General features: G+C 54.8%; 9 protein-coding genes. 3 read left to right on the forward strand and 6 right to left on the reverse strand.

The window, feature by feature from the left end; all coding sequences use genetic code 11:
• Window position 1: 1 nt before the first annotated feature.
• From BN903_RS05875 to BN903_RS05900, 6 genes are all read right to left on the reverse strand, one after another.
• Entirely contained in the window at window positions 2-1072 is a 1071-nt protein-coding gene (locus BN903_RS05875; protein ID WP_048076848.1) for a hypothetical protein, read from the reverse strand.
• Window positions 1072-2961 carry a hypothetical protein gene (locus BN903_RS05880; protein WP_052334923.1) on the reverse strand — a complete coding sequence of 630 codons (1890 nt, stop codon included), beginning with the start codon at window positions 2959-2961 and terminating at the stop codon, window positions 1072-1074. Before BN903_RS05880 ends, BN903_RS05875 begins: the two co-directional genes overlap by 1 nt.
• A gap of 138 nt (window positions 2962-3099) precedes the next feature.
• Entirely contained in the window at window positions 3100-3573 is a 474-nt protein-coding gene (locus BN903_RS17250) for a hypothetical protein (RefSeq protein WP_195155727.1), read from the reverse strand.
• A 1049-nt stretch (window positions 3574-4622) separates the two neighbouring features.
• A complete protein-coding gene (locus BN903_RS05890; RefSeq protein WP_048076850.1) occupies window positions 4623-5399 on the reverse strand; it encodes a hypothetical protein in 777 nt (258 codons plus the stop codon).
• 538 nt (window positions 5400-5937) lie between these two features.
• Window positions 5938-6171 carry a hypothetical protein gene (locus BN903_RS17960; protein ID WP_228841030.1) on the reverse strand — a complete coding sequence of 78 codons (234 nt, stop codon included), beginning with the start codon at window positions 6169-6171 and terminating at the stop codon, window positions 5938-5940.
• Window positions 6172-6223: 52 nt separating this feature from the next.
• Entirely contained in the window at window positions 6224-7339 is a 1116-nt protein-coding gene (locus BN903_RS05900) for a DNA cytosine methyltransferase (RefSeq protein WP_048076851.1), read from the reverse strand.
• A gap of 192 nt (window positions 7340-7531) precedes the next feature.
• Here BN903_RS05900 and BN903_RS05905 point away from each other — a divergent pair, with 192 nt between their 5' ends.
• Genes BN903_RS05905 through BN903_RS05915 form a run of 3 tightly spaced genes read left to right on the forward strand, consistent with a single transcriptional unit; the run spans window position 7532 to window position 11161 of the window.
• A complete protein-coding gene (locus BN903_RS05905) occupies window positions 7532-9436 on the forward strand; it encodes a hypothetical protein (RefSeq protein ID WP_048076852.1) in 1905 nt (634 codons plus the stop codon).
• Entirely contained in the window at window positions 9433-10470 is a 1038-nt protein-coding gene (locus BN903_RS05910; RefSeq protein WP_048076853.1) for a hypothetical protein, read from the forward strand. The genes BN903_RS05905 and BN903_RS05910 overlap by 4 nt, the downstream gene beginning before the upstream one ends.
• A 1-nt stretch (window position 10471) precedes the next feature.
• Entirely contained in the window at window positions 10472-11161 is a 690-nt protein-coding gene (locus BN903_RS05915; RefSeq protein WP_048076854.1) for a DUF6339 family protein, read from the forward strand.
• Window positions 11162-11453: the final 292 nt, after the last annotated feature.

The following is an 11453-nucleotide window of genomic DNA, read 5'->3' on the forward strand; positions in this document are numbered from 1 at the left end:
CTCAGTTGTCACTTTGGATCGCCTCCTCAATTAGATTCGTGGTGTCCGACGGGATATCGTACTGCTGGTGGACCGTACGTTCGATCCGTTGAACAAGATCCGGGATATCAACGTGACTCCGAACGTCCTCCGCAAGCTGAATCGCCGCCTCGTCATCACCAAGATTCGGATACAAATCCTCTAAGAAGATATCTAATATGTCTTCCTGCCAGCCATACTCTGGTTCGCCGGTGTCTGGGCTCGTATCGCGTGCTGTCTGCAGCAGGAGCTGCGTCCAAACGGAGTGCTCAATGTAGTCATAAAGTACGTCTCGAAGTCGAGGAGGTCCACCCGTGTATCCCGTATTGTTCAGAACCTCGACTACTTGTGGATGTTCCCTGTTTAGGTAGAGCTGCGGATTCCGAGGCGCCTCTAGGCTGAGATAGTGGATGTGATTCTCGTCGGGGAAGCTGTCGTAGTCGCTGAAATCCTCAATAATCGGCATGAGAAGGCTTCCTCCGTCATCCCTTTCATCAAGTCGGACGATCCACGAAATGCCGTCAGCGACTCGCGCCCCAACCTTAGACGCGTGTTTTGATCCACCAGATCCACCTTCCTCAGTTCTAGTGAGGAACGGCTTAATCTTCACCCGCCCACGGTAGTGGTCACGATTGATGGATAGAGTGAACTCGTAGGTACCTCCATCAAAGGGCGAGTCAGTGAGTATCTGCCGATCTCGATTCATTGCGAGGGGGTTCTCTGTCACTAGTGCTAGGCGACCTGGCGTCTCCTCCCACTCGTCAAACGGGAAGACTTCCTCAACAGTATCCTGATCTACGGTAACCGTACCTTCCAACTCCAACGTCTCCCAGCTACCCTCGTCCACCAAAGATAGGAACTGATCATCCTTGTCCAGCTCCCCTCTATCACCGAGAGGAGATCCATCTAAACGAAATGAATCAACGTTGAATTCAAGCGCATCTTCTTGGTACTCATGCGGGAGAGACTGGCTGACTAAGCTACCAGTCCGGACATCATCTTCTCCTTCTTCGTCCGGTTCTGCTCCTTCAACTCCCTCGTTGACAGTCGCCATTATTCCTCCCTCCGTTCTGCCACGTCAACCGAAACTTTCAATCTGGTCTCGACCTGTCTGTAGTCTTCTATCGAAACGCCCTCAAAGGAAATTTTTGATGTGCCAGGGGCTGGCTCCAACCGGCCCACTTGGACTCCATTCTGCTTCGGGAGCGATATCGAAACACCGGCCGTATCTGAGGAAATATTCTGTACTGGAAGGCGGTCCGATGTCGCTCTTTCCTCAGCCATCCGAATCAGTGAGACGGTGACAGCCCGTATCTCGTTTCGGTCACTCAATGGCTCTACTTCACCATTAAACGACCAATGTGTGTACACTTCGTCAAAGGAGATGTTCGTGTTTCCGGTAACACGCTGACTACTGGGTGACTCACGATCAGCTCGACCACCTCTAGCTTCGTTTCCAATTTTGAACCGGTTACCCAGCCGCTGAGGTCCAGTCGTGCCTCGATCAACGTCCGGTGCGACGAGTCCACGTAATGTCTCGGTCACATCGGATTTGATACCCTCCACTGCAGTCCGGAAACCTCGAGAGTAGGAGTTCGCCAGTGTCTCCGTCCGCACCCACTCATCGTGCTGAGGCGGCTCTGCAGCGGTCAAGAATTCCTCTACGATAGCGTCTGCATCTCGGGGGCTTTCATCAGTTCCCCACGAACGCGCACGGCCACCGAAGAGAACGGCGTGGAAGTCTTGGTTTCCGACCACAACTCGATCTCGGTCGTAGTACTCAACGACCATACCCGCGCCTCGGACGAATGCTACCTCGTTCCGATGCTGATACTCGCCCGAATCTGCATATCGAACTAGCAAATCAAGTTGGCCGTCTGCACCGTCACCGCCGTCACTCTTTTTGGGCACGTTCAGCGAGATAGTCTCCTGCGCGACATCTTCTGGTTCGTCCAGCTGGCTAACCGAGTCATCCCGGTCGTCTAGACAGCTCGTGAAGGGTTCATACTGAGGATATTCGTCGATACTTGCTTGCTTCGTCCCCCCTTCGACTTCGACTGCCACCTCTAGATCACCACGATAAATAGCAGGCCAGAACCATTCGATTGCCATCTCCGTGATCTGGTCCGCTAACTCCTCGTTATCCAGTCGCTCTTCCGCTGTTGGTACACGGAAATCCACGACTTGGATGCTTGTCCCCGGTACGTCCGGACGGCTCAAGTGGAGGGCGTCCGCGATTGATTCGGCTTCATCTCCCCAGATAGACTCGGGCCTCGCGCCTTCCTCGTCGCTGTTCAGACTACCGTACCAACCGTGTCCTTGGTAGACTGTATCTCCATCCTCGGACTTGTGTGTCGGCAACCGCGTGCGACCAATCAGTCGTGGAGACCGATATTCCGGGTCGGACTCGCTCAGCGTTGAGCTGAACATGACGAGTGACAGGCCCGAGTACAGCCAGAGGACAGCCTTCCCCAGACCATAACTCCCTCCGGCAGCATCCCCGGACTTACTGCTGAATAGAACGTCTCGAACTAGAGCAGTAAAGTTCGACTCGTCAGCGTTCTCCTCGCCGAGGAGACCCTCTGTATTCTCGTCCTTAATAGTCAAGACACGGATCTCCTCGTCGTTTTGGATGCGTTTGATCGCCTCAGCGATGTGCTTCCCGCTCTCCGTGTCTGTCGCTAGATTAGCGTGCTCAGACCACCTCTCGATATCGAGTGCTCTGAGATACTCGATTGCCTCGTCGTTTTGTAAGGATTCCAGCTTGAACGTCACCCGTGCCGGTTGGTCGTTGTCCAAGCGTGCGTCGTTCGAGTTCTGCAGTACCTCCCGAACGAACGTCTTCACCCCGGGTTCACCATGCGACATCGCGTACTTTGCGACATCGTCACCGTATCGGGCATCAGTTGGCCGAGACGTGGTGAATCCCCACTGACCGCCCATCACGACACCCCACCGGCGTTAGCAGAAATGACCGGAGATATATCGGAGAAGTGTGCGATACGATTCACAATGGGCACAAAGTTCCCCAGCCGACATAAATATGTGCGGTGTGTGTTTGAGGAAATCGTCTGATTGAAGTCAGAAATGTGCCTCTGGGGGAACGCCAGTAGCCAGGTAGTGTGCGCCAGTGAGGTCGTGGCGGACTTCATTGAGCTCACGCGATCGACGTTGTGTGTTAGAGCTTAGCCCGTCAAGGTCAACAACAGAGAAACGCACGTCCTCTCCGTACTCGTTCTGGAGTGTGAACAGGCGACTCGATATCGATCCGGTTGTACCCATCTCTTGGATTGTTCGATCCCATCGTGCTTCTGTTTCATCTTCTCGCCACAGTCGGAACGCATGAACTCCACTACTATTGACCACGTCTCGCTTAGAGAGTGGACGAGCCTCGGTCCAGTCAAGTCCCAACCAGTGCGGGGCAGTCACGTCACGCCAGGGCTGCCACGTCGGTACGGTGTATGAGGACCGCTCAGCGATGTCCTTTAGCTCTTGATCCAACGCGCCATAGGAGCCGGTCACGTGTTCAGCAGGCTCTCGGTTCAGCTGGACCATAGGAGTCCACCCAACCTCTCGACGACTAATAGCCACTAAAGTCGACTCGATAGCACGGCGGTGTCTCCGATTTGAGGATATCGGAGGTGTCGTAACAGAAACCTCCATCTTCCCGCCTACAATGTCAGTAATTTGTCGAAGAGGACGGGCGGCACCGTGTTTGTCTCCAGTCTGTCGATCTGACTCGTTCACCCCGGCTGATAGACCAAGCGCTACGCGCTGTCGAACACCTCCTTCCGCTCCCGACTCCCCGATGTACATCAAACCCGGGAGTTCGGAGTGTCTAACTCTGTAAAGGCCTGGTCGGCGGGGTAGTTCTCTTCGAAGCGTTTCCCGGTCTCGAAGGTCGAACCACCTCGACCAATCGAGCCCCATCCAAGTCAAGGACTGAGGGTCTGGTTCGAGTTGAGTAAGTGGTCCAGGGACATCAAGAGTTCGCGTCTCCTCCACACTACATCGTGTAATCCGGTCAACGGTGGCAAGATCCGACTGAACAATAGATTCGGGAACCGAGAGTATCCGAGCAATTGCGTCACTACCTGGGACATACTGTGAGAGGACCCACATCGTTGCCTGTCGATTCGTCAGTCGTGTCTTGTCCACCACCGCAAAGATGTCGTTAATCGCGTCCGCGGGAAACTCCGAGCAGGAGACAACGAACCCATTACTGCCTCCCTCTCCTTTGTCACCGACCACCTTCCTGACCTGTCGGTCATGAGCAGTCGCGATGGCATTTCGACCGTCTTCGGTAAGTCCGATTTGACCGGCGGCCGCGTCCCAACATCCGTCTGCCTCGGCCTGTACGTACAACAGTCCATCATCGTCCCGTCCAATCGGAAGGGGGTCAAACCCTATGAACAGGGTCCCAGTGCCAATCAGAGATTTATTTCGTACTTCTCGTAGTGCCCTTGCGAGTGAATCAGCTTCAATAGAATTCTGAGCAGCGACAGATTCAACGATGTCACGGGATATAGGAACTCCTACGAACGGATCCCCGACGTACGACGTGTTAGACTCTCGATCTAGATACACGTGACATTCGTTGTCGCTCATCGGAATTCGTCCAATTGGCGATTGTCCTCACTTTTTCGCTTAGTGTCCATACGTTCGTCGTAGTCGGAGTAGTCCACTCGACCCTTCGATATTCCTTGCTCGTCTTCGTATACCATCAACCAAAGCCGAACCAAGTAGTAAATGTACGGTGCAGGGATCGCATTCTTTGCCAGGTGGCTCTTCGGATATGGGCCCGGAGGATAATTTTTGACTGCTGCCCACCACTCCCTAGAACGTTCGGAGAAGAAAAACGAAGACGTCTCCGCCTTGTCAGACGGTCCATCTGTGGTCAGAAACCGTCGCTCACGAGGGGGCTGTGATACCTTAAACGAGCTTTCGAAGGCGCGCTCATACTCTATGGGCATACCAAACATCCGACCGTTCAGAACGACGGGATCGTTGAGCGGTGCGCGCGGGACGTTTTCGATGATGTAGTGATCACAGAACTTCCTCGCGAGTATCCGGGCACTGGGGATCATGTTTTCGTGCTTGTCTGGGCTCCCCGAGATGCTCGTCGTTGCAGCCCACCGTGAGCAAACAGGGTGGAACAGTCCGAGATCAAACGTTACGTCGTCCTTGATAGGGAAGTTCCATTCCTTATCCTCTATATGGGCGTCTGCTTTGATCGGTGTACTTTCGTTCGTGTCCTTGGGGTCAATCCCGACACGAATTACGTTCCCGAAATCGCTGAGGACCTCTGATTCCGTTCCGTAGTCCGCGAAACAGTGGAGGATGAGTGGTTCTTCACGTGTGGTACCTCCGTTCGAAGTCATACGAGAACACCGGTCTCATGTTCAGCACTCTCGGGCGCGCCAAGATAGATCCCCGTAGAGCACACCGGTGTAGAGTACGCGTAGAGTATCACTGTTATGCGCTTATACGGCGACTCGGTTTAAACTCTCCATCTGAAACCGATACTTAACCATAGCCCTATCACGTATCTCCATTAAGAAAGCTAGACCCGGCCTACCGATTCTTGGAAGTAGACACAGTACTCGCTAGCGAAACACTACTCACACAACGGCTCTGTTTGACAGACTAACGCACCGAGGTCAAGTAGGGCAAGATTGTACGCACGGGCCTCGTCAGGTACTAGCCTCTCCGTGAAAGCCAGCTGCTCTGCTCCTGTCTCGGGCCACGTATCTCGAAATACCCGACAGTATACTCTCTCAACGTTCCTGTCAAGTACTGGTAACTGATCACCACGAGCGAAGCACAGCGTGGCGTTGGCCACGAACCGACCCACCCGCGGAAGGTTCATTAAGGATTCTGGCTCGGTAGGTAGATGATCGTGTTTAGAGACGAACTGCTTCAGTGCCTCTGCACGTATATTTTGGAATCCAGAGGTTCAATAGCTTCCACAAGTTCATCCTCGCTGGCCTTTGCCATTGTGTCCAACGTGGGGAACCGTTCCAGGAACCTTGGATAGACTACTACGACGTTGTCGGCGGGTGTCTGGGTGAGGAAGAACTCCGCTACGAATACCTCAGACAGTGTTCGGTTCGATTCCCGCCACGGGTACTCGCGGCGGTTCTCTTCCCCCATTCAAGCAGATCTACCCGAAATCGGCGCTCCGCCTCAGACGACATCTATTCTCTCAATCGTCGGCAACAGTAGACTCAACAGACGGTACTGCCGCCCCCACGTGGGAGAGGATTGCCTGCCCCATGTACTCACCGAGCTTCGGGGGGACCGCGTTACCGATCAGACGGCCCAAATTCGACACGCCGACATCCTCCCAGTCGTCGTAGAATTCGTAGTCTTCAGGGAACGTCTGAAGCAGAGCTCCTTCAAGGATCGAGAGTGCCCGATTCTGGTCTGTATCATAGTGTCCAAATCGACCACTGCCGTAGTTGTAGAACTGCGTCGTGATCGTCGGTGAGGGTTCATCGGGCCGCGTCCGACTATAGGGCGCTTTGTACGAGCGTCCACTCGCCTTGCGGTGGCAGTCTGCGAGAAGATGGTCAAGCCCCTTCTCCTCCCAGAGAGTCCAATCTCCACCGGGCTCCATGTTATCGATACGCTTCAGGTTCTTTTCCGAAAGAGAACGTGCTCTGTGCACGTCGTTCTTGTCACAGACTTCTCCTGCTTCGATTGGAGGCAGGTGATCAATCGCGTCTTTGACGGTGGGGTAGTCGTCCTCATTCTGTATCGGTGGGTCCGGCAGAGAGAGAGGGCCTCGCTTGGAGGCCATAACCACCCACCGCTTGCGCTTCTGTGGAATCCCGTATTCGGGACAGTAGACGTTCTTGTTCTCGTCACTGTTGACGTGGTAGCCCTGGGATTCCAGACTCTCTATGAACGAATCGTAGACGCCGTCTTCTTGTTTCACCTGGAGTACGTTCTCGGTGACTACCACGTCCGGTTGGACGTACTCCACGATCCGTGATACCTCGTTCAATAGTCCCCACTTTTGATGGTCCTCGTGGTCTTTCCCCTTCGAGTGTCCCATTGTGGAGTACGGTTGACAAGGTGCGCACGCCGCGAGGATCTTTAGATCCGCGTCCCACGGGTACATCTGCGCGATTGGTTCGGGGTCCCGGGCCAGTGCGTGAACGTCCGCTCTGACGTATTCACCGTCGATATTTTGTTCGTACGGGTACTTACAATCCGGATCCTTATCGATCCCTGCGACGACCGAGATACCGGATTGTTGGAGCCCATAACTGAGTCCGCCAGTTCCGCAAAATAAATCCACGGCAGCAACCTTCATAACTCCCTTTGCTGCGTATCGTCACATAAGCGTTCGGCAACGACACCATCCCCGCGACCTCTCACCGCGCGGGGAGCACTTGGGTGACACCCGATTAGAGCTTCTACCCGTTCCTACCGATGGGGCCATCGACGCGTAACAGTAATACTAACTAGGTAGTGGTGGTTTCGTACCAACATACCGGTTTATAGCATGGATCAGGAACAGATTCAGATTAACGAAGCGGTTGAGTGGTTTTTCTTCAGTGGTGGACCAGGAGCACCACGTTACGGCGACGACCCGACCAAACACGCCGTCGACCACGACTCCGAGTCGTTCGTCCGTGAGGTACTTCAAAACGCGAACGATCAGGGCCTCCCAAACGGCGATCCAGTCGAAGTAACATTCCGTTTTGTCACGCTCACCGGTGACGAGAAAGTGGAATTTCTGGAAGCACTCGGCTGGGACGATGGACTCGGCGAACGTACGCGAGCGGTCGCAGACACTCATAACGGTCGTCGCTACGAACGGGTTGTCGAACGAGTAAACGACCCGGATGCTGAACTTCGTCTCCTCATCGTAGAAGACAGAAATACCACCGGGCTGACCGGAAGCTGGGATGACGACTCAAACTACGCCGCGCTAGTCCGCGACGAACTCTACAGCAGCAAGCAAGACGATACCGCCGGCGGCTCGTACGGGCTCGGAAAATCCGTACTCTGGACGTTCTCTGGTGCTTCGACGGTCGTCTTCAACTCACACCTCGCTCACGGTGAACGTGAAGACGACTCGCCGCGACTCATCGCTCGCTCTAAGTTCCCCACGCACCAGCTCCCAGAAGACGATACGACTTACCAAGGTGCGGGGTGGCTCTGTCAGCCTATCGATACAGACGATGGTCCCCGTCCAGATTCCTTCTGGGGAGAACGCGCGTCGCGACTTGCAGAACAGCTGCACGTGGAGCGGCCTCCTGTTAGCGGAACGAGCGCTATGGTCGTAGAGTTCCAAGATCCGACACGGGATGAGCGACCAGACGTCGAAGACCTTGCACAGGAGTTCGTTGATGCCTCTGTGAAGTACTTCTGGCCAGCCATCTACCGGGGGGACATCGAAATCACGGTCGAAACTCCCGACGATACACTAACGGCCGACGTCAAGAGCGTCCCATCAATCCGACCGTTTGTCCAAGCCTACGAGGAGAGAGCTACGGAATCTCAGACGTTGGTTGACGCCGGAGACGTCGCTGGCCTCAATATTCCGGTTGATCTCCCACCACGTGCCGATGGTACCGAGACTCCGGATGGCTCGGTTCGGTTATCGGCTCGCCTCGCATCCCCTGCGGATGACGATACGTACCTGAACAACGTAGCGCTCTTCCGGGGAGCGGGGATGGTCGTCAAGTACTACGACCAGAGTCGTGTCGCCTACGGTGACCGGAACTTCTTCGGTGTATTGGCAGCCGGCGAAGCACGGTCGGCAGGAGCTCCTTCAGATAGTGATCGGGAAATCGACCGGTTCCTGCGGTTCGCTGAACCACCTGAGCACGACGAGTGGGAATCCACCGAGAACCTCCGTGAGCAGTACCAACGAGGATTCCGGATGGCACTCGACGATATGTTCGGAACGTTGCGCGACGGGCTACGTCACTTGGTTTCGAAGGGGAACAATGGCGACTCTCTCTCAGACAACGTTCTGAACAGGTTTCCGATTCACGGGGGCGGGAACCCCCGATCCACGACATCGCCCGCCGATCCCGTCTTCGAGATCGACAGTTCGTCTCACTTTGACGGCGACGCGTGGGAGATCTCTGGTCGAATTAAAGTACTCACAGAAGAGTTCGACGGGTGGAGTGCCGACATCACACTCACCGGTGTTGGCGAGGATGGATCGCGTTACGACGACATTCCCATTGATTACGTCGAGATCGAACAATCCGACGTGACCGTGTCGTACGACGAGGGATGTGTTCACCTCGTTGTGAATGATGCGATAAACGAAATCTCGTTCTCTGGTCGATCTCACTCAGACGAACCTGCGGACTTGGTACACGGTGATGTCGGTGCGACAGAATTAGAGATACTCGCAGAGTTAGAGACAACCGAGGAGGGGCAAGCGTGACCAGACGCTCTCAACGACACCGTACTACGACACTCCCCTTCAGCTACCGAAATAAGGGGATGGATTTTGATCTGGATTCGTTCACTGTTGACGACGGGGATCGAACAGCACTCGAACTGAACCCGTCACAGACCGAGATTGACCTCGCGTCGGCCGTGTCGTCGCCTGACAGTGGTGACGAATCAGATTGGTCCACGATAACTCTCCACGGTGAACTTCGCCTACCTAAGGAGACCGTCCAAGCAGTCTTTCCAGAAGACGAACGAGCACAGCCACCGGCCAAACTCTACGTCGCCATTCGCTGTCACGAGACGATCTACCGTGACCGGATCGTTGTCTCCGAAACTCCCACGACACCAGGTGAATACAACGTTGAGTTAGAGATTCCAAAGGACACTGTCCGAGGAACCGTTGAGCTACGTCCGTACCTCGTTCGCACCGAAGCTCACCCGGGAGAAGAACCGAACGATTACGCCGACCAGAAGAACTTCCGCGTCGCCAGTGGGACGCTGTACTACGTCGTCGTTGACCGCGACGAGGAAGAGGAGCGAGCCGCCATCGATGGTGAGCGAGTCCGGTTCTCACAAAATGCTCACCTCCCAGATGGGAACAAGCTATACTACCTCGACTTCCGAAACGAGGGTCGTCCTAAATTGTGGATCAATTCCGACCATCCCCGTATTGCCGAGGTGTTACAGAATAGAGGCTCTGTCGGGGCCGAAGCGCGGATGCGTGACGTGATACTCGACCAAGTGAGCTACGGGGTGTGGGTACAACTGCTTGTTCGTGCTGGGAGCGCCGTAGACGCAGAAGGAGAGGTTGAACACGAGTGGCAAGAGATGGTACTCCAGACGTTTGCCCGTAATCTCTACGATACGAGCGACATATCGGAAGCGACTCACCGGCTCAGAGACGACCTCTCTGACCCGCAAACACTACCTCACGTCATACAGCGGATCGATAGCGAACTTCAAGAGTACATAGACCCCCGAGAACAACTGATCCACCTTATGGAGGAGGGCCTCCAGATCTAACGTGACCGAGACAGAATTACACCGACTGACGGAAGACGGACGTCGTCTCGTTGGCGAGTCGTTCATGAAGGGCGAGACGACGCTAACCGACGAACAGTTGAACGAGTACGTAGAGCCTATGGCGGGTCGTCCGACGGCTGATCTCAACAGGATCGATTCCACGGTAAAGGAAGTCCTGGAAGAGTACCCAGAGTACGAGACCGCTATCGATGGCTCACTCGCTGAAGAGATTCACCGTTCCCTCAACATCACGAGGCGAACCGCCGGCGATCCAGGGCTCTGGCACTGGCTAGCAGTCGTCCAATACCCCGATCTCGTCCGGTACCGTTGGGAGTATCGCTCTGAGGAGGCGATGAGAGAGAAGTTCCTCGGTGCGGGATCCGACTTGTACTCAAACGCCATCCACCGACTCTGGTGGATTGCGGAGCTCACGTCGCGTGGCGACGATTACTCAACGACTGACGCGGTCTTTGCCAACCAGACGATGGTCAACAAGGTGTTTGACCGCTGGTTCGCGCGCTACCAACCTGCCGTTCGAGCCATGTGTGACGAACTCGCAGACGAACCGTCGCGTGTCATAGACGAGACGACACGACGGTTCAATCACGCACTGACAAACGTGCAACTCGAAGGACTGTCAGAAGACGAGGCACGAGAGATGATTAGGCAGATTATCGCCGGGTCTCGGTAAGAGCCCGTTATCCAACCTCAATAGCGAGAAAATTGTCTATGGGTAGGATCTATAACGCGGCGTCAGCATCGTAGGACTCACGATCTGGTCATTGATTCCCTCCGGTACTGATTTCTTCTCTGATCCCAAGAAATCCGCAAAGGAGTCGGGGAGACTATCACCACTCTCATCCGCGTTACCACTTTCTGCGGTACTTCCTGTATCCCCGTCGCTTCCCGAGAGATTTTCAGTATCTCCAGTCAGAAATGTACTTGAGCCGCCGTTTCGGCTTCACACGGCTACATCACAGAGA

This window comes from Halorubrum sp. AJ67, assembly GCF_000513435.1.

What these genes read in the sequence shown, in the direction of transcription:
- BN903_RS05875 (WP_048076848.1), bottom strand. Translation starts at nt 1,072, where the DNA reads ATGGCGACTGTCAACGAGGGAGTTGAAGGAGCAGAACCGGACGAAGAA.
- BN903_RS05880 (WP_052334923.1), bottom strand. Translation starts at nt 2,961, where the DNA reads ATGGGCGGTCAGTGGGGATTCACCACGTCTCGGCCAACTGATGCCCGA.
- BN903_RS17250 (WP_195155727.1), bottom strand. Translation starts at nt 3,573, where the DNA reads ATGGTCCAGCTGAACCGAGAGCCTGCTGAACACGTGACCGGCTCCTAT.
- BN903_RS05890 (WP_048076850.1), bottom strand. Translation starts at nt 5,399, where the DNA reads ATGACTTCGAACGGAGGTACCACACGTGAAGAACCACTCATCCTCCAC.
- BN903_RS17960 (WP_228841030.1), bottom strand. Translation starts at nt 6,171, where the DNA reads ATGGGGGAAGAGAACCGCCGCGAGTACCCGTGGCGGGAATCGAACCGA.
- BN903_RS05900 (WP_048076851.1), bottom strand. Translation starts at nt 7,339, where the DNA reads ATGAAGGTTGCTGCCGTGGATTTATTTTGCGGAACTGGCGGACTCAGT.
- BN903_RS05905 (WP_048076852.1), top strand. Translation starts at nt 7,532, where the DNA reads ATGGATCAGGAACAGATTCAGATTAACGAAGCGGTTGAGTGGTTTTTC.